Below are 23,967 nucleotides of genomic sequence, written 5' to 3'. Positions count from 1 at the left end.
AAGATTGCTTTTCCCATGACGTTTTCCTCCCTCGGCCTGATCGATCCCCTGGTCCGCAAACTTGACGAGCTCGGCTATGCCAAGCCCACGCCCGTGCAGGCGCAAGCGATTCCTGCCGTGCTTGCCGGGCGCGACCTGATGGCCGCCGCCCAGACGGGCACGGGCAAGACGGCCGGCTTTGCCGTGCCGCTGCTGCAGCGCCTGACCCTGGAAGGCGTGGTGGCGCCCCAGTGCGTGCGCGTACTGGTGCTGGTGCCCACGCGCGAACTGGCCGAGCAAGTGTATGCGAGCTTCCGCAGCTATGGCGGCAACTTGCCGCTGCGCAGCTTTGTCGCGTATGGCGGCGTGCCCATCGAGCCGCAGATCAGCAAGTTGCGCAAGGGCCTCGACGTGCTGGTGGCCACGCCGGGCCGTTTGCTCGACCTGCAGACGCAGGGCGCCGTCAAGTTCGAGCAGGTGCAAACCCTGGTGCTGGACGAGGCGGACCGCATGCTGGACCTGGGCTTCGAGCGCGAACTCGATATATTGCTGATGACCATGCCCAAGCAGCGCCAGACGCTGCTGTTCTCGGCCACCTTCTCGGACGCCATCCGCGCCATGGCGAAAACCATGCTGAAGGATCCCGTCTCGGTGGAGGTCAGCGCGCGCAACAGCACGGTCAAGGCCGTGAAACAGTCGGTGATCGTGTGCGACAAGAAACGCAAGCCGGAACTGTTTTTGCACTTGCTGAAGAAAAAGCGCTGGGGCCAGGTATTGGTCTTCGTCAAGACGCGCAAGGGTGTCGAGCTGCTGGTGAACACCTTGCTGGAGCAGGGCGTGCGCGCCGATTCGATTCACGGCGACAAGACGCAGCCGAACCGCCTGCGCGCGCTGGCCCGCTTCAAATCTGCCGAGGTGCAAGTACTGGTAGCCACCGACGTGGCCGCCCGCGGCCTCGATATCGATCAATTGCCCGTCGTCGTCAATTTCGACTTGCCCACCGTGGCGGAAGATTATATTCACCGCATCGGCCGCACGGGCCGCGCGGGCGCCTCGGGCGAAGCGGTCTCGCTCGTTTGCGCCGACGAGGTGGAATTGCTGTCGGCCGTGGAAGCGCTGACCCGGCAAACCCTGAAACGCAACGAGGAAGCCGGTTTCGAGGCGGAACACCGCGTGCCGGGCACGTCCGCCGGCGGCACGATACAGAAGAAAGCCGTGAAGGTGCTGGCGCCGAAGGCGGCGGAGCGGGCGAAAAAACGCCGCTTCTACAAGTAAGCGGCGAAGTTGGCCGGGCAGGGCAAGGCGCGCAGCACGGATATGCCATTCGTGCCATCATGCGCCTATGACCTCGATACCTTTGTTCCCGCTCAATACGGTGCTGTATCCCGATGGCTATCTGCCCCTGCAGATCTTCGAGGTACGCTACCTGGACATGATACGTCAGTGCATCATGGGCGAGCAGCCGTTCGGCGTGGTGCAGCTGCTGGACGGCGCGGAAGTGCGCAAGCCGGGCCAGCAGGAAACCCTGGCGCCCGTGGGCACCCTGGCGCGCATCGTCGACTGGGCCGCGCCCCTGTCGGGTTTGCTGCAAATCAAATGCATGGGCATGCAGCGCTTTCACATCGTGTCCAGCGAGCAGCTGAAGCACGGCTTGTGGGTGGCGCGGATCGAAATTTTGGCAGCCGACAAAACCATTCCCATCCCGCAAGAGCAGCAGAACGTGGCTGACGCGCTCGGCGCCCTGATCCGCACCTTGCAGGAGCAAAAGATCCCGCCTGACCAAATGCCCCTGCAGCCGCCATACCGGCTCGACGAGTGCGGCTGGGTGGCGAACCGTTGGTGCGAGCTGCTGTCGCTGAACGCCATGCAGAAGCAGCTTTTGCTCAGCCAGGACAATCCCGTGCTGCGCCTGGAACTGGTGCAGGATATGCTGACGGAAAATGGCTTGCTGGAAGAATAAATCAGCCGAAGCCGCATGTTTGCACATGCTTCCGTTGTGCAATTGCAATTTCTATTGAGAAATACTTTACGCTTTGCCGCCGCTGGCATAAGATAATGCCCCTGGGCAAGATTGCCCTGAGCAATATTCAAGAGTAAACGACATGGCAAAAGTAAGCGCGGAACAGATCAATGCGGCAATGGAAGCGATGGCGGGCGAAGGCCAGGCCATCACGGTGCGCGCCTTGCGCGAACGGCTGGGCAACGGCGCCTGCCTGGGCACCATCAGCAAGCTCTTGCAGCGCCGCAAGGCGGGTGCGCAGCGCCAGATCGCTGCCGCCGCCGAACTGTCGCCCGTGCTGCAGCAAGCCATCCTCGATTATGTAGGACAGGAATTAAGCGCCAGCCACAGCGCGCATGAAGCCGAGATGAACGACAATCAACAGGAATTGATGGACCTGGCCAGTGAGAACGAGCGCCAGCAAGAGTTGCTCGACTTGCAGGCTGGCGAGCTGGAAACCTTGCGCGAGGAGCTGGAACGGGAGCGGCAAGTGGCGAACCAGGCCCGCACGGACCTGGCCAAGGCGCAGTTGCGCCTGGAAGGCTTGCCGCGCCTGGAAGAGGCGGCCGAGCAGGCGCGCATGGACTTGGCCAAGGCGCAATTCAAGCTCGAAGGCATCCCGCGCCTGGAAGAGGCTGCCGAAGCGGCACGCGCCGAACTGATCCAGGCCCAGCTGAAGCTGGAAAGCCTGACGCGCGTGGAAACGGAACTGGCGGCCGCGCGCCTGGAACTGGAAGCGGAACGCGAAGAGCTGGGCGAAACGCGCGCCGAGCTCGATGAAGAGCGCACCTTGCGCATCAAGGCCCAGCAATTCATCGTCGATCCGATTTTCAAGACGCCCGTCTGAGGGCGCCTGGCCCCGATGCGTCCCAGGGTGACATGGCGTCATGTGGCCCTGTGTTAGGCGGCGCACGGAATCGCGATGCAAGGCGCCGCAGAATAACCGCTGGACCTGTGCGCGAAAGGGGCCGGCATGGAAACGCTGATCGTCATGGGCGCCTCGGTGGGCGGCGTGGAAGCGCTGTCCGCCATCTTTGCCGCCTTGCCTGCCAATATGCCGGCGCCCGTGCTGGTGGTCGCGCATGTGGGGCGGCGCAGCAGCGTCCTGCCCGAGATTCTCGCTAAAACCTCCGCCTTGCCCGTGCGCTTTGCCGAAGAGCGCGAACCCGTGCGCGCGGGGCGCATCCTGCTGGCGCCGCCGGACCGGCACATGCTCGTTGCCAACCTGGCCGGCCAGGCGACGGTCGGGCTGAGCCGGGGCCCCAAGGAAAACCATACGCGTCCCGCCATCGACCCGCTGTTCCGCAGTGCCGCCGCCGCTTTCGGGCCGAAGGTGGTGGGCGTGATTCTCAGCGGCTACCTCGACGATGGCACGGCAGGCTTGCAAGCCATCAAGGCCTGCGGCGGCAAGGCGCTGGTGCAGGAGCCGCAGGACGCGGTGGCGCCGTCGATGCCGCAAAGCGCGATCGAGCATGCGGGGGTGGACTGGCGCCTGCCGGCCGCCGAGATCGGTCCGGCCCTGCTGGCGCTGGCCAGCGGCACGCCGGCCCGCGCCGCGCAGCCCTTGCCGCCCGCGCCCCCATGGATTGCCGTGGAAAACCGTTTTGCCCGGGGAGTGGGAAATATGGACCAACTGGAAAAAATTGCCACGCCATCGACTTTCACCTGTCCCGAATGCCAGGGCACCCTGTGGGAGCTGCATGGCCAGCAGCCGCAGCGTTTTCGCTGCCATACGGGCCACAGTTTCACGGCACAAATGCTCGGCGAGTTGCAGCATGACAAGGCGGAAGACGCCATCTGGGCCGCCGTCAGGGCGTTGCAGGAAAAAGAAAGGCTCTACCTGAACCTGGCCGCCAAGGCCCAGGCCTGGCTGCATCCGGGCACGGCCAGCGAATATGCCGCCAAGGCGCGCCAGGCGGGCGAGCAGGCCGATGTGCTGAAACGGACCTTGCTGGCTTAAAATAGCGCACTGTCGCGCCATGCCGCGCGGCCCCTGATCGCAAAGAAGATTTATGTCTGCAGAAAAAAAAGAGCCGCTCCCGCTTGCGGCAGCCCCCATATCGACGCGCGCGCTGCCGCCCAGGCCGCCAGCAGAATTCAGTTCTGCCGCGACAGCCCTTGCGCATAAGCAAGCGCGCGAAGCCAAGGATGCACAGGTGCGCGGCGTCACCTCGATCGACGCCATGCGCGAGGCCATCAAGCAGGCGGCGCGCGACTTGCCCAGCATCACCGAGGTGCCGCGCCTGGCCATGCTGGACGCCGCCGCCTTCCGCGCGCGGGCCGCGCTGGGCCTGCCTTTCCTGATGCGGGGGCTGGTGCAGCGCTGGCCCCTGTCTGCGCTGGACCCCGACGTCTTGCGCGAGCAGTTCAGCCACGTGCCCGTGCGGGCGCGGGTGGGCGATTACATCAACACGGCTTTTGCGACCGACCGCGCCATGCAGGATATGTCGATGGGGCAATACCTGGACCTGGTGGCAGAGGGCAGGCACGCGTTGCCGCCTTACCTGGGCAACCTGGAATTGCGCGAACTGAACCGTTTGTGCCACTGGCCCACGTATTTCGACAAGATGGGCCCGCCGCGCTTCTGGGTGGGGCCGGCCGGCACGGTCACTCCCCTGCATTGCGATTACGACGACAATATCTTCGCGCAAGTGTGGGGCCGCAAGCGCATCATGTTATCGCCGCCGCACCACGACGCCTTCCTGTATCCGAGCGAAGCGAACGCCATCCTGTTCGGCTCGCCCTTCGACCCGGAAGTACCCGATTTCGAGCGTTTTCCCCTCGCGCGCCAGGCTGCCATGATCGAATGCCTCGTCGAGCCGGGCGACATGCTGTATGTGCCCGCCGGCTGGTACCACCAGGTGCGGGCGCTGACGTTTTCCCTGTCCTCGAACCGCTGGGCCAGGGCCGTGCCGCTGGCCTTGCATGGCGATGCGGCGCTGCGGCGGGGCGGGGATTGAAGCTTATGGCTGCACGGCCTTGGCCGCGCCGCGGCCCCGCTTCGGCCGCCACTCGCTGAGGATGCCCGCACAAATGATCAGAATCGCGCCCACGATGGCCAGGGCCGGCAGGCGCTCGCCCGCGATGCGTCCGATCACGCCGGCCCAGACCGGTTCGCCCGCATAGATCAAGGTGGCCTTGGTGGCGGAAATGCGCTTTTGCGCCCAGTTCATCACATACTGGATCAGCGCGCTGGCGCAGCCCAGTGCCAGCACGCTGAAGATGAAGGTCTTGCTGAGGACGGGCGGCGCTTCACCCATGACGGGCATCAGCAGCAGGGCGATCAGGGACGCCGTGGCCAGTTGCACGATGGTCACACGCAGGATGTTCAACTGCGGCGAGACGCGGCTGATGAGGATGATTTCCAAGGCAATCGCGATGGCGCCTACGGCCGTGATCAGCTCGCCCTTGCCAAAACCCATGCTCAAGCCATCCGTGCCGGTCAGCAGCAGCAAGCCGATGAACGCCAGCACGACGGCCGCCCATACGGCAGGGTGGGGCCGCTGCTTGAAGACCAGCCATTGCACCAGCGGCACGATGGGCACATAGAAGGCCGTGATGAAGGCCGACTTGCTGCTCGTGATATACATCAAGCCATAGGTTTGCAGCGCGTAGCCACCAAAGATGCTCACGCCGATGGCCATGCCCGTCAGCAATTCCGCCTTCGTCAACTGGCGCAGCTGGCCGCGGCAGATCAGGGCGCCGATGCTGGCGGCCACGGCAAAGCGGGCGGCGACAAAGGCCAGCGGACCGCTGACCGTCACGGCATGTTGCACCACTAGAAAAGTGCCGCCCCAGATGAAGGTGATGGCGATCAGGGCCAGTTCGGGCAGGCCGAGGGCGGGCGGGGGACTTGCGTGTGTTTTCATGGGGAGCTATGCTGTGAGCAAAATATTTCCCATCATCATAGGAGCAATATATTGCGCAGTCAAGCCGAGGCCGGTGGCGTGCTGGAACACCTGGCCAAAAATCTGCGGCGCTTGCGCCTGGCCGCCGGCCTCAGCCAGGACGAGCTGGCGCGCAAGTCGGGCCTGAGCCGGCGCATGGTCAACGGCGTCGAGGCGGGCGGCACCAACATCAGTTTGGCCAACCTCGACCACGTGGCCGCCGCCTTGAACGTGGCCTTCGTCGACCTGGTCCAGCCGCCGCGGCAGCCGCACGACAGCTTGCGCGTGCTGATGTGGCAAAGCGCATCGCAAGCCAGCCAGGCCGTGCTGCTGGGGGCGGCCCCCGCCAGCCGCCAGGTGGAGCTATGGTCGTGGATACTGGCGCCGGGCGAGCGCTACGATGCCGATCCTGATCCGGCCGGCTTCAGTGAAATGCTGTACGTGCTGGAAGGCGAGCTGCAGCTGGAGCTGGCGGCCGGGACGAAAACGCTGGGCACGGGCGATTTCTTCGTGTTCAGCAGCGCGCAAGCGTACAGCTATGTCAACGCTGGCTCATCCACCTTGCGCTTTACGCGCAACGTGGCCAGCTGAGGGGAGACTACGCCAGGCCGCAGCCGATGAGGAGCAGCATGGGCCGTTCGCGCTCTTCCGCCAGGGCCGGCTGCAGGGCGACCTGCTCATCGCTGGGACCCCATTCTTCCACGTGTTCCAGCTGGAAACCCGCTTGCAGCAGCGCATTGATGGTCGTGCCCAGCGTGCGGTGCTGCTTGATCACACCGGGTGCCAGCCAGTCGGACACGCGCGGGCCTTGTTCCTGGTAACTGTCGACGGGCCAGCGCTTGCGGCCTTGCGCATCCGTCAGCCAGCCGGGTTGGCGCGGCGCCATGAAGATCGGATGCTCGATGGAAAACACCAGCTTGCCGCCCGCTTGTAAACCCTGGCGGATGGCGGCCAGCAGCGTAGCGAACCGTTCGATGTAGTGGAAGGCCAGCGAACTGTAGACCAGGTCGTAGCTGGCCTGCGGCAAGGCCAGTTGTTCCAGGTCAAGCCGGGCATAGCTGACGGCCGCATGGTCTCCCATGCCGGCTGCCTGCGCCAGCATCTTTTCCGACACGTCCACGCCCAGCACCCGCGCCGCGCCGGCCTCGGCAGCCCAGCGGCAAAACCAGCCATAGCCGCAACCCAGGTCCAGCACGCTCTTTCCTTGCATCTCCGGCAGCATGGCGCGCAGGGCTGGCCATTCGGGGGCGCTGTCGAGTCCGCCGACGGAGCGCGGCAACTGGCTGTAGGCCGTGAAGAAGGCGTCGTTGTCGTAGATGTTCTGTGTCATGGGTCGACTTCCTCGCGGGTCGTGCGCTTGGCGTGGCCGCCCCGCTGCGCCCGGTAAATGCCCGCGTGGCCGGAAAACAGGTAGGCCACCACGCAGGCGATGGCCGCGTATATGCCGATCTCCGCGCCGAACAGTTCCATCGCCATCAGGGTCGAGGCGATGGGCGTGTTGGCGGCGCCCGCAAACACGGCGACGAAGCCGATGGCGGCCAGCAGGGTGACGGGTTGGTGCAGCAGCGGCCCCAGCGCATTGCCCAGGGTCGCGCCGATGAAGAACAATGGCGTCACTTCGCCGCCCTTGAAACCCGTGCCCAGCGAGACGATGGTAAACGCCATCTTGCCGAGGAAATCCCAGGCGGGCAGCGCTTCCTTGAGCGCATCGACGATGGTGGGAATGCCCAGGCCGATGTAGCGATCCGTGCCCAGCAGCCACACGGCGAGCGCGACGACGAGGCCGCCTATCAGCGGGCGCAGCGGAGCGTAGGCAATCTTGCGTTTCATCAAGGCACTCAAGCCGTGCGTGGCTTGCGCAAACACTTTGCCGGTCACGCCGAACAGCACGCCCGCGATGACCATCGCGGACAAGGTCCAGGCGGAAATGGCGGGGGTCAAAGGTACGGCGTAATGCGTGTGAGCAATGTGCAAAAGCGGACCCCACAGCAGGACCACCTGGTCGGCGATGACGGCGGCAGCCAGGCAGGGTAGCATGGCTTCGTAGCGCAGGCGGCCGATGGCCAGCACTTCCAGACCGAAGAGGGCGCCCGCCAGCGGCGTGCCGAAGACGGAGGCAAAGCCGGCGCTGATGCCGGCCATCAGGATGATGCGGCGGTCTTCATTGTTCAAACGAAACATGCGGGTCAGCTGGTCGGCCAGCGCGCCGCCCATCTGCACGGCCGTGCCTTCGCGTCCGACGGAGGCGCCGAACAAATGCGAGACGACGGTGCCGCCCAGCACCAGCGGCGCCATGCGCAAGGGGATGATTTTTTTCGGGTCGTGGATTTCATCGATGAGCAGATTCGCGCCGCCTTCGACGCTGCTGCCGTAGCGCAAATACAGCCAGCCGACGGCAAAGCCCGCCACGGGCAGCAGCCAGATCAGCCAGGCGTGCGCCAGGCGCGTGCGCGTGGCCCAGTCCAGGGCGAACAGGAAAGCGGCCGAGGCCGACCCTGCCAGCACGGCCACGACGCTCGCCAGCAGCAGCCATTTCAACAGATGCTTTAACAGATCGGTGAGGGCGCTGAGGCGGTGCATCGGGCATCCAGTCAAGGTTGATGGGTGGAACGTTCTTACAATCCCAGTTCCGCCGTCAGCGCCTGGCCGATGGCCCGCTGTTCGGCCAGGATGGCGCGCAAGTGGTGGGGGCGCGTCTTGACATTCGTCATGACCACGCGCAGCACATTGGTCGGGCCGGGGTAGCGCGTCGACTCGAGTACCGTGCGCGACACAAAGCTGTGGCCTTGCGCCTTTTGCCGGTTTTGCAGCTTGGCGTTCAAGGTGTTCAGCTGCTTGTTCAGTTCGGTCGCCGCGTCCACCTGGCCACCGGCCAGCAAGCTGTCCATGCGCTGGCGCAAGTGCGCGGGTACGTAGCGGTAGGTCAGGATGAAGGTGTCGGAGCGCGTGACGAGTTCGAAATCCTGCTGGTCGGCCAATAAATCCTGCAACTGGCCGGACAAGGTGGCCGCCTGCTGCAGCAAGGTCGTGTAGCCGGACACACCCAGCACCTTGAACGAGGTCCACAGTTTCAAGGCGTCGAAGCGGCGCGAGCCTTCCAGCGAAGTCTGGCCCAGGTCGCCCGAGTTGTCGCGCAAGATGTAGTTGGCGTTGTGCTTCAGCAAGTTCAGGCTGGCGCTATCCTTGAACAGCACCATGCTTTGCGCCATCGGCACCCACAGCAATTTATGCCCGTCGATGACGACGGAGTCGGCCAGCGCGATGCCGTCGTACAGCCCGCGGTACTGTTCCGCGATCAGCAGCGCGCCGCCCCAGGCCGCATCCACATGGAACCAGATGCTTTCCCGCGCGGCAATGGCTGCCATGGCGGCCAGCGGGTCGATGGCGCCCGTTTCCGTCGTGCCGGCGATGCCGATCATGGCGACGACCTTGATATTGCGCAATTTCAAGTCGGCAATTGTCGCTTCCAGCGCCTGGACGTCGATGCGGTTGTCGCGGTCGACGGCCACCAGGTGCAAGGCGTTTTCACCGAGGCCCAGGGTCGCCAGCGCCTTCTTCACGGAATAGTGGCTGCGGGCCGAGCCGATCACGGCCAGCCCCGCATAGCCGGATTCTTGCATGGCGGCAAACAGGCCACGCTTGCGCGTGCCGGGCAGCTGCCGTTCCAGCGCCACGGCCAGGGCCGTCAAATTGCCCATGGTGCCGCCATTGACGACATTGCCCAGCGCGCCGCTGGTGGCGGCCATGGCTTGCGTGTAGACATGTTCGGGCTGCTGGTACACCTGGCGGTGCAGCCAGCCGAGGATCTGCTTTTCGATCAGGGTCGACACATACGCCGTCTCGATCTTGACCTGGTTCTGGTTCAGGGTGGCCGTAAACGCTTCGGCCAGCACGCTGATCCACGGCAAGGCCTGGGTCATGTGGCCGATGTATTGCGGGTGGTTCAGCTGGGCCGTATTGGCCAGCACGGTGGTGTCGAGTTCTTGCAGGAAATCCGCCACGGGCATGCCGTGCGCGGGCAGGCTGGTGTCGGACAGCTGCGTCAGCAGCTCCGCATACGGCGTGTGCGGATAGGCCGTGTCGCGCTCGGCGGCCAGCCAGCCGCCCAGCATGCCCAGCGCCTGCCGCAGGGGCGCGGGCGCCTGCTGCAATGCATCGATGGAAAAATGCTGCTGCAGCAGCTGTTCGACAGGGGTATCGGTCATGGCGCGTTGTTTTCTCTACGGATTGCTGGTGCCACGGTGACAAACGAATTGCGCCCAGGCGGAAGCGGGATTTTACCCGACTCCGCCTGAGCGCATCAGTTTGCTATGTCAGTTTGCTATTGCTGCTGATCAGAAATAGTTCAAGCCCAGCGCCGACTTGACTTCATCAGCTGTGCGGGCCGCCACTTCGCGTGCCTTGAAGGTGCCTTCTTTCAGCATCTGGATGACTTGTCCCTTGTCCTTGGCGAACTCTTCGCGGCGGGCGCGGATCGGCGCCAGCATTTCCTGCAAGACCAGGTCCAGGCGCTTCTTGACGATGCTGTCGCCCAGGCCGCCGCGCACGTAATGGGCTTTCATTTCGGCCAGCGCCGCTTTTTCCGGGTCAAACGCATCCAGGTACGTAAAGGCGATGTTGCCTTCCAGGTGGCCCGGATCTTCCACGCGCAGGTGCAGCGGGTCGGTATAGACTTTTTTCACGGCGGCCGTGATTTCGGCCGGGGTCGCGCCCAGGTTGATGGTGTTGCCCAGCGATTTGCTCATCTTGGCCTTGCCGTCGATGCCGGGCAGGCGGCCGATGTCCGGCACCAGCGCCTTGCATTCCATCAATACTTCGCGGTTGTACATGCGGTTGAAGCGGCGCACGATTTCATTCGTTTGCTCGATCATCGGAATCTGGTCTTCGCCCACGGGCACCACGCCCGCCTTGAAGGCCGTGATGTCGGCCGCCTGGCTGGCAGGGTAGGTCAAGAAGCCGGCCGGAATGTCGCGCTCGAAGCCGCGCAGGCGGATTTCTTCCTTGACGGTGGGGTTGCGCTCGAGGCGCGCCACGGTGACGATGTTCAGGTAGTAAAAGGTCAGTTCGGCCAGTTCCGGAATCTGCGACTGGATGAACACGGTGGTTTTCGTCGGATCGATGCCGACGGCCAGGTAATCGAGCGCCACTTCGACGACATTGCGGTGCACCTTGTCGATGTCGTCCATATTGTCCGTCAGCGCCTGCGCGTCGGCCAGCATGATGAATTGCTTGTAGCTGTTTTGGTAGCGCACGCGGTCGCGCAGGCTGCCCACGTAGTGGCCCAGGTGCAAGGGGCCAGTGGGGCGGTCGCCCGTCAGGATCACGGATTGCGAAGCGATGGCGGCGGCGGACAGCGGCGCGGCGTCGTTCTGGTCCTGGCTGTCGGGGGTATCGGGCGTATTAGGCAAGCTCATCAAGTTTCCTTTTGAGCCGCCTGCATCGGGGATGATCCAGGCTGAGCCTGTTACGCCACCGATCGAGGCGGCGTGGATCAAATTCACATCACTATGCAGTGGCCGCGCGAAAGTGAGCGGGACCACCAATTCAAGCAGGCGTGTTGTGAAGGGATAAATTTCATGGCGTTATGGTTGCAGTTCGGGCGCGTTCTGTCAAGTTTGCGCCCGGATTTATCTGCTGCGCTGCGTCAGAGGCTTGCCTTATGTAAAACTTGCTTTCCGGGTACTATTGCCGTTCGGCCACTTTTGCGTGGCATGAATCATTGGAGAACAGTATGCGCATGTCGTCCCCCGTCCGGCTCACCGGCCTGGCTTTGGTTATCAGTTCCTTGTTTGCAGCACCCGCGATGGCGCAAACGCCGCCCATGACGCCCGATATCGGCGCCAAGCTGGTCATGCCCGATGTGAATGACTACGTCAAGCGCGTGGTGATGATCCCCATGCGCGACGGCGTCAAGCTGTACACGGTGATCGTCGTGCCGAAAGACGCCAAACGGGCGCCGATCATGCTCACGCGCACGCCGTACAATGCGGCCCGCCGCGCCCAGCGCGCTGCCAGCCCCAGCATGCTGGCCGCCCTGCCGCAGGGCGACGATACCCTGGTGGAAAACGGCTACATCCGCGTATTCCAGGACGTGCGCGGCAAGCATGGCTCGGAAGGCGATTACGTCATGACGCGCCCCGTGCGCGGGCCGCTGAACCATACCAAGGTCGATAACGTGACCGATGCGTGGGACACCATCGACTGGCTCGTCAAAAACGTGCCGGAAACGAATGGCAAGGTGGGCATGCTAGGTTCCTCGTACGAGGGTCATACGGTGCTGATGGCCCTGGTCGACCCGCATCCGGCGCTGAAGGTGGCCATTCCCATGAGCGCCATGGTCGATGGCTGGCGCGGCGACGACTGGTTCCACAACGGCGCCTTCCGCATGCCGAGCCTGTCCTACCTGGCGTGGCAGACGAGCGCGCGCGGCAGTAGCGAGGCGCCGGCGCTGGGCGTGTATGACGAATACGATGCCTATCTGCGCATCGGCTCGGCCGGCGATTACGCGAAGAAGTTCGGCATCGACAAGCTGACCTACACGAAAAAGCTGTTCGAGCACCCGGCCTATGACAGTTATTGGCAGGAACAGGCGCTCGACAAGATCCTCGCCAAGCGCCCGCTGATCGTGCCTACCATGCACGTGGTGGGGCAGTGGGACCAGGAAGACATCTATGGCCCTTACGCCACCTACACGGCGATGGAGGGGCGCGACAAGCGCAACAACCTCAATTACCTGGCCATCGGCCCGTGGCGCCATAGCGGCGTCAACTATGACGGCTCCAGCCTAGGTGCCCTGAAGTTTGACGGCGATACGGCGCGCCAGTTCCGCGAAAAAGTCATGCAGCCGTTCCTCAATCAATACCTGAAGGATGGCGCGCCGGAAGCGAACACGGCGCCCGTGGTGTCGTACCAGACCGGCACCAACCAGTGGCAGCGCCTGCAGCAGTGGCCGCTGGCCTGCGAGACGTGCGACACCAAGCTGACGCCGATCTACCTGCAGGACGGTTCCAGGCTGGGCTTTGCGGCGCCGTCGGGCGCTGCGGATGCGGCTGAAGGCGCCTTCGATGAGTACGTGGCCGATCCCGCCAAGCCCGTGCCTTTCGTGCCCCGTCCCGTGCGCCTCACGGACCCGGACGTGTGGAAGCCATGGCTGGTCAGCGACCAGCGCGGCTATGCCGACCGCACGGACGTGCTCAGCTATATGTCCGAACCGTTGAAGACGGCCGTGCGCATCGCCGGCGCGCCGATGGTGAACCTGTTTGCCGCCACCAGCGGCACGGATGCCGATTGGGTGGTAAAACTGATCGATGTGTATCCGGACGAAGTGCCGTCGCAGCCGGCCATGGGCGGCTACCAGCTGGGCGTGGCGATGGATATCTTCCGCGGCCGCTACCGCGACAGCTTCGAGCACCCGACGCCGATACCGGCAGGTAAAGTGGAACGCTACCGCTTCGCCTTGCCGAACGCCAATCACGTCTTCCTGCCCGGCCACCGCATCGCCGTGCAAGTGCAGTCGAGCTGGTTCCCCCTGTACGACCGCAACCCGCAAAACTACGTGCCGAACATCTTCCTGGCCGACCCGGGCCATTATAGAAAGGCGACGCAGCGCGTGTACCACGCGGCAGGGGCGGCCAGCGCGATCGAGTTGCCGATTGCGCCGCTCGACGCCCGCTAAGCGATTCGCATGAGGATGGCGCCCGCCGCGATCAGGCCGATGGCCAGGTAGCGGCGGGAGCTGATTTTTTCGCGCAGGAACAGGGCCGCGATGGCGATGGCGAACAGGATCGACGTTTCGCGCAGGGCCGCGATGGCGGCCACGGGCGCCTGCGTCATGGCCCACAGGGCCAGGCCGTACGAGGCGAGGGTGCCGAAGCCGCCAACGGCGGCCAGGCGCCATTGCGTTTGCGCATACGCAAGCAAGTCGGCGGGACGGCGCAACGCCGTCCACAGCAGCAGTCCTGCGCCGTTCAAGACAAAAATCCACATGGTGTAGGCGGCCGGCGCGCCGGACAGGCGCACGCCGATGCCATCGATCAAAGTATAGCTGGCGATGACGCAGGCGTTGCCGAGCGCAAAGGCGGTGGCGCGGCCCGTGTTTTTCGGCATCCTGCCGATGGCGCCCGTACGCGCGGCCACGTACAGGCCGAGGATGCCCGCGCAGATGCAGGCGACGGCGCCCATCTGCATGGGAGACAGGCGTTCGCCGATCAGCGGCCAGCTGGCCAGCGCCACGAGCAATGGCGCGCTGCCGCGCATCAAGGGGTAGGCATGGCTCATGTCGGCCGCCCTGTAGGCAGCCGCCAGCAGCGAGTAATATGCCAGCTGTGCCACGGCCGAGGCGGCGAGGTAGGGCCAGCTGGCGGGCGCGGGAGTGTTGACGAAGGGCAAGACGGCCAGCGAAATCAGGGCCGCGCCCACGGAAACGAGCACCGTGCTGAGGAAGGTATCCTTGCCCGACTTGACGATGGCGTTCCAGCTGGCGTGCAGCAGGGCGGCAAACAGGACGACGGCGACGACCAGACCGGACATGCAGGCCTTAGCGGGGGCGTATGCTCAGCGACAACAGTTCCTGGCGGTGATGGCGCTGGAAGCCGTCCATCACGGCGCCGGAGCGGCCCGCCCTGTCGAGCAGTTCGCGCAGGGTCGCCTGGTCTTCCGCCGTCAGCGACTTGCGCGACAGGTAGACGCCGCTCATGCCCCAGGGCAATTCCGGCAACGCTTCCAGGCGCAGGCGGTCGGCCAGGCCATACACGCGCGCATCGTTTTGCGCCACGCCGGCGAGGATGGTGGGCGCCATGATGGTGGCATCGATGAAGCCGCTTTGCATCAGGCGCGCCACGGACAGGGCGTCGACTTCGTAGAACAGGCGGCCCTGGCTGCTCAATTCCTTGGCCAGCGCCTGGTACGGTGCGCCATAGTCGTAGCCGCGCACGAGCGCCACGCGCAATTCGCGCCGCTCGATCAATTCCTGCATGGTGTTGATGGGCGGTCGCGCGCCCTGGAGCGAGATCAGCAGGGGCCGGCTGCCCAGCATGGGGATGAACAGGCCATGCTGGTCGCGCCGCAAGGTGCTGCTGGCCGGGATCAGCAAGTCGGCCTTGCCCGCCTCGAACATCGCTTCCAGGCGCGCGCGGGGCACGGCCGTGAAGATGAAATTGCAGCCGAGCTTGGCGCCCATGCCGCGCAGCAAGTCGGGATAGATGCCGCTGATGGCGGCGCCATTCACCACCACGCTGGCGCCGATGGCCGAGACGGGCACCTGGATGTCGCGCGAGCATTGCGCGCCCGCCAGCGATGGCAGCGCCAGCGCCAGCATGGCCACGGTTCGGCGCCAGGCGCTGGAATAAAAGTCAGTCATACCCATCCTTGCTCACCATCGTATCGCCGGCGTCGGCAACGCCCGCTTGATTATCCCATTCTCGCCTATTTATTTCCCAAATACAATATTATCCCGCCGACTACTTTGTGGTGGAAACCATAAGTCTTGCCTGGCGTTGCGCCTTGAAGTAGCGCCAGGCCACCAGGATGCCCAGGGTTTGCATGATGGCGCACAGGTAGAAGGTGCTGCCGATGCGCCAGTCTTGCGGCGGCAAGTGGCTCACTTCGCCGAGGATCATGCTGCCGAGCAAAGGCATGAAGATGATGCCCAGGCTGCTGATCGATTGCAAGGAGCCCATCAGTTCTCCCTGTTCGCTGGCGTTGGACGATTTCGAGATGATGCCTTGCAGCGCCGGTCCGGCGGCAAAGGCCAGCAGGTTGCACAGGATCAACGCATACATCATCCAGCCCTGCGTCGCCAGGCCGTACAGCAGATAGGTGAGGGCGCCCGAGGCCATGCCCAGCAGGGACAGGCGCACTTCGCCGAAACGCTTGATGAGGATGCCCAGCAAGCCCGCCTGCACGACGGCCGCGCACAGGCCCACGCAGAACAGGGCGATGCCGTTCTGGCGCGGCGTCCAGTCGAAGCGGAAGTGCGTGTACAGCACCCAGGTGGTGTTGAGCATCATTTGTGCAAACGTCATCAGGCCGAAGGCCAGCACCAGGCCGCGGATCTCCACGCGGCGCACCAGCTTGAGCAGGGCGGCAAACGGGTTGATGCGCGCCAGGGTGAAGGGTGCGCGCGGACCAGGCTGCAGCGATTCGGGCACGCAGAAATAGCCGTAGATGAAATTGGCCGCCGACAGGCCCGCCGCCACGTAAAACGGCAGGTGCAGGTTGATCTCGCCCAGCAGGCCGCCCAGCATGGGGCCGCAAATGAAGCCCAGGCCGAAGGCGGCGCCGATCTTGCCGAAGCTCTTGGCGCGGTTGTCGTGCGTGGAGACGTCGGACGCATAGGCGGACGCGACCGACATGCTGGCCGACGAGACGCCGCCGATGATGCGGCCGATGAACAGGCAGGCCAGGTTCGGCGCCCAGCCCGTGGCGAGAAAGTTGATGCCCATGCCGGCCATCGAATACAGCAGTACGGGGCGGCGTCCCACGCGGTCGCTGATGGCGCCCAGCATGGGCATGAAGATGAATTGCAGCAAGCCGAAGACGGCCGCCATGATGCCGTACCAGAATGCTTGCTCATCCTTGCCGTTGACAAAGTCGCCGATCAGGATGGGCAGCACGGGCACCACCAGGCCGATGCCCAGCATGTCGATGAAGACGCAGACGAGGATGAAATTGAGGTTGCCGGCGCGCGCGGGCGCGGCGGGCGATGACGGTGAATGGCTGTCGGGGCTGGTTTTATCGGACATGCATGCTTTCGGCGCGCACCCCGCGCCGCCGTGCGGCGTGCGGAGTTCAGTTGTTGGCGTGGCGCCGGCGCGTGGCAGCTTCCTGCTGGCGCGCGGCGCGATAGCTGAGCCTTGCATTATAGACAGCGTGGGCCATGCTGGCTATCGCCACCCATGCTAGATGGCAATTCCCCATTCGTCGGCGAAGGCGGCGCGGAAATCCGTCAGCACGGCCAGCCGCTGTTCGGCCAGCGCGCGGCCCGCCGCCGTCTGCATCTTGCCGGGCAGCTTGTCGAGCTTGGTGACGATATGGTCGAGTGCGTAAGCCTTGTCGTCGAGCGGACGCTGCTGCGCCAGCGGGTCCGTGCCATGCGCCAGCGCGCTATCCATGCGCGCCGCCGTATAGAACAACCGCGCCAGTCCCACGGCGCCCAGCGCATCGATGCGGTCGGCATCCTGCACGATTTGCGCTTCGAGCGTGTGCGGCGGCAAGTCGGCGGAAAAACTGTGCGTCTCGATGGCGTGGGCCACGCCAGCCAATCTTTCTGATGGGAAATCCAGTTCCGCCAGCTGGCGGCAAGCCAGCGTTGCCGCCTGGCGCGAGGCCAGGTGGCGCTCGGGGTGGTTCTTGGGCAGGTTGACCAGGTCGTGCAGGTAGCAGGCGGCCATCACGGTGAGGGCGTCCGCGTCCGCATGCTCTTGCAGCAGGACACTGGCATTGCGCCAGACGCGGTGCAGGTGGTTGAGGTCGTGGGCGCCGTCATCACCCAGGCCGGCCGTGGCCAGCGCCAGCAGGCGTGGTTGCCATTGGGAAAGCAAAGAATGCATGTTCACAGTCGTAAAAAGCAGGGGCCGCCAGTGTGGCATAAAACGTCGCCGCGCGTGGTGGTGGCCGGCGTGCTGTAATCGCCACATAAATTGCATCTTTGAAAATCAAAAATCAGACGGTCGCTCTTTTTTAGTGCATGTAAAATTTACATGGGGTAACATTGCCGCACGGAAATTAGAGGCATAAGCTAATTGCTAGAAAATATTTGCAAAAACACACAAGTGGCGGCCATCCCCTGTTGGGTGACTCTGCCACGTCCAAGGCTTGCTTGCAGCGTGCCTTGGCCTGCGCCCCAGGCGAGTTAACGAAAGGAATATCATGAACACCATTTCCAGCGACACTGGCGCAACCGTTGCCAAGGCTGCCGAATACCTGGCCTTTACCCTGGGCCAGGAAGAATATGGCATCGACATCCAGAAAGTCAGCGAAATCCGCAGCTATGAAACGCCGACCCGCATCGCCAACGCGCCCGAGTTCGTCAAAGGCGTGGTCAACCTGCGCGGCATCATCGTGCCCATCGTCGACATGCGCATCAAGTTCAACCTGGGCACGCCCAGTTATGACCAGTTCACCGTCGTCATCATCCTCAATATCGGCAACCGCGTCGTCGGCATGGTCGTCGACCGCGTTTCCGACGTCACCACCCTGATGCCGGAACAGATCAAGCCGGCGCCGGACATGGGCCGTTCGATCAACACGGAATACGTGATCGGCCTGGGCACCATCGACGAGCGCATGCTGATCCTGGTCGATATCGACCAGTTGATGTCCAGCGCCGACATGGGCTTGATCGAAAAATTGGCAGCCTAGGCCGCCAGGAAAAGTCCAGGACGGCGTTGCATTGCCTCGCCGTACATTCGTACTGTCTTCGGCAACGCGCCTTGCCCTGAACATTTCCTGACACCCTAGTGCGATAGGGTTTTTTAGAAACAATTGACCCCAAGCATTGTTTGCTTTTTCTGCAAGGCGCACGCTAGCGCATTTCCTGGCGCACGGTTCAGCCGAACCGTGCGCCAGTTTCACTTGAGTTTCACTTTTTACGCCCGTTTCGCCATGGCAGCCAGCCCGCAGCAGCGCGAAACTGCCAGCCATGGCATCAGGGCTCTTTAGGATAGTCACATGAATTTATTACGCAACGTCAGCATCGGTGTCCGCCTGGGACTCGGTTTTGCCGTGATTTTGCTGTTTTCCATGCTCATTACGGGCATCAGCGTCTGGCGCTTGCACGATGTGGCCAGCGCCACGCGCGTCATGATGGAGCAGCCGCTGGCGAAGGAACGCTATATTTCCGACTGGTATGGCCGCATCGACAGCGCCGTGCGCCGCACCATCGCCATTGCCCGCAGCAGCGATACCTCGCTGAGCGGCTATTTCGCCGAAGAATCGAAAGTCTCGTCGTCCAGCTCGGCCGAGCTGCAAAAGAAAATCGAGGCGCTGATCGACAAGCCGGAGGAAAAAGCCATGTTCGCGGGCTTGCTGGAACAGCGCAAGGTGTACATCGGTTCGCGCGACCAGGTCTACAAGCTGAAGGGCGAAGCGCAGGTCGATGCCGCCAACGACGTGTTTGAAAAGACGTTCGTGCCGGCTGCCGCCAAATACCAGAAAATGGTGTCGGACTTGCTGGAACACCAGCGCGCCACGATCGACGCCACCGCGCGCGAGATCGACGCCGTTGCCAATACCAGCCGCAACCTGATGCTGGTGCTGGCCGCGCTGGCGCTGGCTTTCGGCGTCGTGTGCGCCTGGGTCTTGACGATGGGCATCGTGCGCCCCCTGCGCACGGCCGTGGACATCGCCCGCAAGGTGGCCGATGGCGACTTGACGGCGCAGATCGACGCCAGCGCCAAAGATGAAACTGGGCAACTTTTGCTGGCCCTGAAGGACATGAACACGAGCTTGCTCAATATCGTGGGCGAAGTGCGCAGCGGCACGGACAGCATCGCGACGTCGTCGACGCAAATTGCCGCCGGTAACCAGGACCTGTCTTCCCGCACGGAAGAGCAGGCCGGTTCCCTGGAAGAAACGGCGTCGTCGATGGAAGAGCTGACAAGCACCGTGAAACAGAATGCGGACAATGCGCGCCAGGCGAACCAGTTGGCGGCGTCGGCTGCGCAAGTGGCCGTCAAGGGCGGGGCAGTGGTGGCGCAGGTGGTGGGCACGATGGAATCGATCAATGCTTCGTCGAACAAGATCGTCGACATCATCAGCGTGATTGACGGTATCGCTTTCCAGACGAACATTTTGGCCCTGAACGCGGCCGTGGAAGCGGCGCGCGCAGGCGAACAGGGCCGCGGTTTTGCCGTCGTGGCATCCGAAGTACGCAACCTGGCGCAGCGTTCCGCGTCGGCGGCGAAAGAGATCAAGACCCTGATCGGCGCTTCCGTGGAGCAAGTCAACGCGGGCAGCATGCTGGTGGCGCAAGCCGGTTCGACCATGAACGACATCGTCGACAGCGTGCAGCGCGTGAGCGACATCATCACGGAAATCACGGCGGCCAGCAGCGAGCAAAGCGTGGGTATCGACGAGATCAACCGCGCCATCGGCCAGATGGATGCCGTGACGCAACAAAATGCGGCCCTGGTGGAAGAGTCGGCGGCCGCCGCCGAATCGATGCAGCACCAGGCGCACAACCTGGCGCAAGTCGTCAGTGTCTTTAAACTCAATGGCCAGCAGGCCGGCGCCGGCGGCGTGAAGGGTGTGCAACACGCGCAGAAACGCCCGGCAGCGCAGCAAACCACTTTGCGCATCGGCACGCGCTGATACCGCCGCGGCTGCCCCAGGCAGCCGCAACCCCTTTTATATAGTCTGGTTCCGCTTTTTTAGGATATTCACATGAATTTGTTAAGAAACGTCAGTATTGGTGTGCGCCTCGGCCTGGGTTTTGCCGTGATTTTGCTGTTTTCCATGCTCATTACGGGCATCAGCGTGTGGCGTTTGCACGACGTGGCCATGGCCACGCGCACCATGATGGAGCTGCCGCTGGCGAAGGAACGCTATATTTCCGACTGGTATGCAAAGATCGATAGCGGCGTGCGCCGCACCACGGCCATCGCGCGCAGCAGCGACACGTCACTGGGCGCGTATTTTGCGGAAGAGGCCAAGCAATCGTCCGTCGTGTCGGGCGAATTGCAAAAGAAAATCGAAGCCTTGATTTCCAGCCCGGAAGAAAAGGAACTGTTCCGCCTGGTGAGCGAACAGCGCAAGGTCTACCTCGATTCGCGCGCGCAAGTGTCGAAGCTGAAGGCGGATGGACAGGAAGCCGAGGCAGAAAAGGCGTTCCAGGGCATCTTCGTGCCCGGTTCGACGAAATACCTGAAAGTGGTCAACGACATGCTGCAGCACCAGCGCGCCAGCATCGACACGACGGCGCGCGAGATCGACGAGGTCGCCAAGACGAGCCGCAACTTGCTGCTGACCCTGGCCGTGCTGGCGCTGGGCTTTGGCGTCGTCTGCGCCTGGCTGTTGACGACGGGCATCGTGCGCCCCCTGCGCACGGCCGTGGACATCGCCCGCAAGGTGGCCGATGGCGACTTGACGGCACAGATCGACGCCAGCGCCAAAGATGAAACTGGGCAACTTTTGCTGGCCCTGAAGGACATGAACACGAGCTTGCTCAACATCGTCAGCGAAGTGCGCGCAGGTACGGACAGCATCGCCACGTCATCGACGGAAATCGCCGCCGGTAACCAGGACCTGTCTTCCCGCACGGAAGAGCAGGCCGGTTCCCTAGAAGAAACAGCTTCGTCGATGGAAGAACTGACCAGCACCGTGAAACAGAATGCGGACAATGCGCGCCAGGCGAACCAGTTGGCGGCGTCGGCCGCGCAAGTGGCCGTCAAGGGCGGCGCAGTCGTGGCGCAGGTGGTGGGCACGATGGAATCGATCAATGCTTCATCCAATAAAATCGTCGACATCATCAGCGTCATCGACGGCATCGCCTTCCAGACGAATATCCTGGCGCTGAATGCGGCCGTGGAAGCGGCGCGCGCGGGTGAGCAGGGCCGCGGCTTTGCCGTCGTGGCGTCCGAAGTGCGCAACCTGGCCCAGCGTTCCGCGTCGGCGGCGAAAGAGATCAAGACCCTGATCGGTGCTTCCGTGGAGCAAGTCAACGCGGGCAGCATGCTGGTGGCGCAAGCCGGTTCGACCATGAACGATATCGTCGACAGTGTGCAGCGCGTGAGCGACATCATCACGGAAATCACGGCGGCCAGCAGCGAGCAAAGCGTGGGCATCGACGAGATCAATCGGGCCATCGGCCAGATGGATGCCGTGACGCAACAAAATGCGGCCCTGGTGGAAGAGTCGGCGGCCGCCGCCGAATCGATGCAGCACCAGGCGCACAACCTGGCGCAAGTGGTCAGCGTGTTCAAATTGAATGGCCAGCAGGCCGGCGCCGGCGGCTTGAAGGCCGTGAGTGGCGGCAAGCGCCCGGCGGCCAAGGCGCCGCAAGAGGCATTGCAGATCGGCCGCGCCGCCTAAACGGCAAGGGGTGGAGGGTCTTCCTCCACCCAGCCGGCGATCGCCAGCTGCGACAGCCGATCCGCCTCGCCATTGCGGTGGCGCGGCAGCCAGCGCAGTGTTACATCGTGTAATTGTTCCAGCAGGGCCACTACGGTGGCCCTGTGTATTTCCAGTCCCTTGGCGCCTGCCGCCGCCGTTCCCAGCACATCGTTGATCACCACCTGGCTGTCGCCGTACAGCAGCAGTTGCGCGGGCGGCGGGCGCACGCCGAGTGCCGCCTGCAGCACGGCCGTCAGGGCCGCATATTCCGCATCGCTGCTGCTGCCATAACCGGCCGCCTCGCTCACTTCGATACGTTCGCCGTTCGGCCCCAGCAGCAGGGCGCCGATGCCCAGCTTGCCCGGATTCGGGTGGGCGGAGCCGTCGAACCAGCCGCGCCACGCCGAAGCGGGGCCAGCCGGCAGGCGCCTGGCCGCTTGCGCCTGCTGGCGGTCGCTGATCTTTTGCGCCTTGCGCTGCGCGTCGGCCGCGCGCGCCTGCGTCCGCGCCGCCAGCAGGGCGGCAAGGCCCTGCGTGCCGGCCGCCTGTTCCAGTATGCGCTGCAGTGCCGCGTCGCCGGCGATGCCGTCCAGCGCCGCCAGCCGGCGCGCCTGTATCCGCTCGCTCTTGAACGCTGCTGTCAGCAATGTTTCCAATTCCTCTTGCATGGGGCTTTCCCTGTTCGTTGTGCCGCGAATCTACGCGAGTGCGGCGCGGACCGCAAGACAGGCTGCGCCTTTTTCGGCATGTCCGCTTGCGCCGCATAACACGGAGTGATATAGTCTGCGTTATTAAATCAAGGAGAAAAAACATGACACAGCGCGTATTGATCATTGGTGCCGGCTTTGCCGGCTTGTGGAGTGCCCTGGCTGCCGTGCGCCGCCTGCGGCTGGAAAACGTTCCAGCGGGCGAGATCGAAGTGGCGCTGGTGGCGCCCGAAGCCGTGCTGACGATGCGCCCGCGCCTGTACGAGCCGGCGCCCGCCGGCATGGTGGCGCCGCTGCAGCAACTGTTCGACGACACGGGCGTGCGCTTCATCGCGGGCAAGGTCGAGGCCATCCGCAGTGCCAGCGACGAGGTCGACATCGTGGCCGCCGACGGCAGCCGTTCCACCCTGGCCTATGACCGCCTGGTGCTGGCGGCAGGCAGCAGCCTGTTCCGGCCGGAGATTCCGGGTCTGCAAGAATTTGCCTTCAGCGCCGACCAGCGCGACGACGCGGTGGCGCTCGATGCGCACCTGCACGGGCTGGCCGCCCGTCCCGTATCGGCCGCGCGCAATACGGTCATCGTGGCCGGTGGCGGCTTCACGGGCATCGAGCTGGCGGCCGAGCTGCCGGCCCGCCTCCGCGCCATCCTGGGGCAGGATGCCGAGATCAAGGTGATCATCGTCGAGCGGGCGCCCGACATCGGCCCCGACCTGGGTCCGGGACCGCGTCCCGTCATCGAGCAGGCGCTGGCGGAACTGGGCGTGGAATGCCGGCTCGGTTCGGCCGTCGCCGCCATCGACGGGGACGGCTTGACGACGGCCGATGGCGAGCGCATCGAGGCGGCCACCGTGGTGTGGACGGCGGGCGTGCGGGCCAGTGCGCTGACGGCGCAGATTCCCGGCGACAAGGACGCGGCGGGCCGCCTGCGGGTGGCGCACGACTTGCGCGTGCCTGGCGCGGGCAAGGTCTTTGCCACGGGCGACGCGGCCGTCGCGGCCACGGACGACGCTGGCAATCACACGCTGATGAGCTGCCAGCACGCCATGTTCCTTGGACGTTCTTCGGGCGACAATGTCGTGGCCGACCTGCTGGGCCTGGCCACGCGGCCCTACCGCCAGCCCTATTATGTGACGTGCCTGGACCTGGGGGCGTGGGGCGCGGTCGTCACGCAGGGCTGGGAGCGCAAGGTGTGGATGACGGGCAGCGAAGGCAAGGCCTTGAAGGTGGCCATCAACGGCCGCGTGATTTATCCGCCGGCCGACAGCGCGGCGGCGCTGGCAGCCGCCGATCCCGCGTTCGAGCTGTCGTTGTAGCCTTGCGGCTGCAAACGGGGAGTGCTACAGTC

General features: G+C 64.2%; 21 protein-coding genes. 11 read left to right on the top strand and 10 right to left on the bottom strand.

Annotation, left to right across the window (positions count from 1 at the left end; genetic code table 11):
* The first annotated feature begins 15 nt into the window (after positions 1–15).
* From O3298_RS15685 to O3298_RS15665, 5 genes are all read left to right on the top strand, one after another.
* Positions 16–1,254 (top strand): DEAD/DEAH box helicase, encoded by a 1,239-nt coding sequence (locus O3298_RS15685; protein WP_099668119.1) that lies wholly within the window; start codon positions 16–18, stop codon positions 1,252–1,254.
* A 67-nt stretch (positions 1,255–1,321) separates the two neighbouring features.
* Positions 1,322–1,939, top strand: coding sequence for an LON peptidase substrate-binding domain-containing protein (locus O3298_RS15680; protein ID WP_305059953.1), 618 nt, complete (start codon positions 1,322–1,324; stop codon positions 1,937–1,939).
* 142 nt (positions 1,940–2,081) lie between these two features.
* The gene (locus O3298_RS15675; protein WP_046684938.1) at positions 2,082–2,825 is read left to right on the top strand and encodes a DNA-binding protein; all 744 of its coding nucleotides are present in this window, start codon (positions 2,082–2,084) and stop codon (positions 2,823–2,825) included.
* 126 nt (positions 2,826–2,951) lie between these two features.
* The gene (locus O3298_RS15670; RefSeq protein WP_289905363.1) at positions 2,952–3,938 is read left to right on the top strand and encodes a chemotaxis protein CheB; all 987 of its coding nucleotides are present in this window, start codon (positions 2,952–2,954) and stop codon (positions 3,936–3,938) included.
* Between the two features lie 52 nt (positions 3,939–3,990).
* Entirely contained in the window at positions 3,991–4,938 is a 948-nt protein-coding gene (locus tag O3298_RS15665) for a cupin-like domain-containing protein (RefSeq protein ID WP_305059951.1), read from the top strand.
* A 3-nt stretch (positions 4,939–4,941) separates the two neighbouring features.
* On the opposite strand, the gene O3298_RS15660 is transcribed toward O3298_RS15665, so the two are convergent.
* Positions 4,942–5,847, bottom strand: coding sequence for a DMT family transporter (locus tag O3298_RS15660; protein WP_305059950.1), 906 nt, complete (start codon positions 5,845–5,847; stop codon positions 4,942–4,944).
* A gap of 51 nt (positions 5,848–5,898) precedes the next feature.
* Between O3298_RS15660 and O3298_RS15655 the strand changes: the two genes are divergently transcribed.
* On the top strand, positions 5,899–6,456 hold the full coding sequence (locus tag O3298_RS15655) for an XRE family transcriptional regulator (protein ID WP_251349148.1): 558 nt from the start codon (positions 5,899–5,901) through the stop codon (positions 6,454–6,456).
* Between the two features lie 7 nt (positions 6,457–6,463).
* On the opposite strand, the gene O3298_RS15650 is transcribed toward O3298_RS15655, so the two are convergent.
* The 4 genes from O3298_RS15650 to trpS form a co-directional block, all read right to left on the bottom strand.
* A complete protein-coding gene (locus O3298_RS15650) occupies positions 6,464–7,195 on the bottom strand; it encodes a bifunctional 2-polyprenyl-6-hydroxyphenol methylase/3-demethylubiquinol 3-O-methyltransferase UbiG (RefSeq protein WP_305059949.1) in 732 nt (243 codons plus the stop codon).
* A complete protein-coding gene (locus O3298_RS15645; RefSeq protein ID WP_305059948.1) occupies positions 7,192–8,445 on the bottom strand; it encodes a voltage-gated chloride channel family protein in 1,254 nt (417 codons plus the stop codon). The genes O3298_RS15650 and O3298_RS15645 overlap by 4 nt, the downstream gene beginning before the upstream one ends.
* Positions 8,446–8,480: 35 nt before the next feature.
* Positions 8,481–10,070 carry a pyridoxal-dependent decarboxylase gene (locus O3298_RS15640; RefSeq protein WP_305059947.1) on the bottom strand — a complete coding sequence of 530 codons (1,590 nt, stop codon included), beginning with the start codon at positions 10,068–10,070 and terminating at the stop codon, positions 8,481–8,483.
* Positions 10,071–10,199: 129 nt separating this feature from the next.
* Positions 10,200–11,279: a tryptophan--tRNA ligase gene (gene trpS, locus O3298_RS15635; RefSeq protein ID WP_289913851.1), complete on the bottom strand. Its 1,080-nt coding sequence runs from the start codon at positions 11,277–11,279 to the stop codon at positions 10,200–10,202.
* A gap of 317 nt (positions 11,280–11,596) precedes the next feature.
* Between trpS and O3298_RS15630 the strand changes: the two genes are divergently transcribed.
* Positions 11,597–13,540 carry a CocE/NonD family hydrolase gene (locus O3298_RS15630; RefSeq protein WP_305059945.1) on the top strand — a complete coding sequence of 648 codons (1,944 nt, stop codon included), beginning with the start codon at positions 11,597–11,599 and terminating at the stop codon, positions 13,538–13,540.
* On the opposite strand, the gene O3298_RS15625 is transcribed toward O3298_RS15630, so the two are convergent.
* From O3298_RS15625 to O3298_RS15610, 4 genes are all read right to left on the bottom strand, one after another.
* Positions 13,537–14,394 (bottom strand): DMT family transporter, encoded by an 858-nt coding sequence (locus O3298_RS15625; RefSeq protein WP_305059944.1) that lies wholly within the window; start codon positions 14,392–14,394, stop codon positions 13,537–13,539. The genes O3298_RS15630 and O3298_RS15625 overlap by 4 nt on opposite strands.
* A 7-nt stretch (positions 14,395–14,401) precedes the next feature.
* Positions 14,402–15,223 carry an ABC transporter substrate-binding protein gene (locus O3298_RS15620; RefSeq protein ID WP_305059943.1) on the bottom strand — a complete coding sequence of 274 codons (822 nt, stop codon included), beginning with the start codon at positions 15,221–15,223 and terminating at the stop codon, positions 14,402–14,404.
* A 100-nt stretch (positions 15,224–15,323) separates the two neighbouring features.
* Entirely contained in the window at positions 15,324–16,607 is a 1,284-nt protein-coding gene (locus O3298_RS15615; RefSeq protein WP_099664352.1) for a TCR/Tet family MFS transporter, read from the bottom strand.
* Positions 16,608–16,763: 156 nt separating this feature from the next.
* Positions 16,764–17,414, bottom strand: coding sequence for an HD domain-containing protein (locus tag O3298_RS15610; protein WP_289913843.1), 651 nt, complete (start codon positions 17,412–17,414; stop codon positions 16,764–16,766).
* Positions 17,415–17,733: 319 nt separating this feature from the next.
* Between O3298_RS15610 and O3298_RS15605 the strand changes: the two genes are divergently transcribed.
* From O3298_RS15605 to O3298_RS15595, 3 genes are all read left to right on the top strand, one after another.
* On the top strand, positions 17,734–18,225 hold the full coding sequence (locus O3298_RS15605) for a chemotaxis protein CheW (protein ID WP_035818113.1): 492 nt from the start codon (positions 17,734–17,736) through the stop codon (positions 18,223–18,225).
* A gap of 309 nt (positions 18,226–18,534) precedes the next feature.
* A complete protein-coding gene (locus O3298_RS15600) occupies positions 18,535–20,175 on the top strand; it encodes a methyl-accepting chemotaxis protein (RefSeq protein WP_289913841.1) in 1,641 nt (546 codons plus the stop codon).
* 72 nt (positions 20,176–20,247) lie between these two features.
* Positions 20,248–21,894 carry a methyl-accepting chemotaxis protein gene (locus O3298_RS15595; RefSeq protein WP_289913839.1) on the top strand — a complete coding sequence of 549 codons (1,647 nt, stop codon included), beginning with the start codon at positions 20,248–20,250 and terminating at the stop codon, positions 21,892–21,894.
* On the opposite strand, the gene O3298_RS15590 is transcribed toward O3298_RS15595, so the two are convergent.
* Entirely contained in the window at positions 21,891–22,583 is a 693-nt protein-coding gene (locus tag O3298_RS15590; RefSeq protein WP_305059942.1) for a ribonuclease HI family protein, read from the bottom strand. The two genes, O3298_RS15595 and O3298_RS15590, sit on opposite strands and share 4 nt — an antisense overlap.
* A 143-nt stretch (positions 22,584–22,726) precedes the next feature.
* Between O3298_RS15590 and O3298_RS15585 the strand changes: the two genes are divergently transcribed.
* A complete protein-coding gene (locus tag O3298_RS15585) occupies positions 22,727–23,935 on the top strand; it encodes an NAD(P)/FAD-dependent oxidoreductase (RefSeq protein WP_305059941.1) in 1,209 nt (402 codons plus the stop codon).
* Positions 23,936–23,967: the final 32 nt, after the last annotated feature.

Origin of the sequence: Janthinobacterium sp. SUN137 (assembly GCF_030587265.1) — a bacterium.
Lineage (GTDB): Bacteria > Pseudomonadota > Gammaproteobacteria > Burkholderiales > Burkholderiaceae_D > Janthinobacterium > Janthinobacterium kumbetense.
This window is presented reverse-complemented; position numbering and strand designations above follow the sequence as displayed.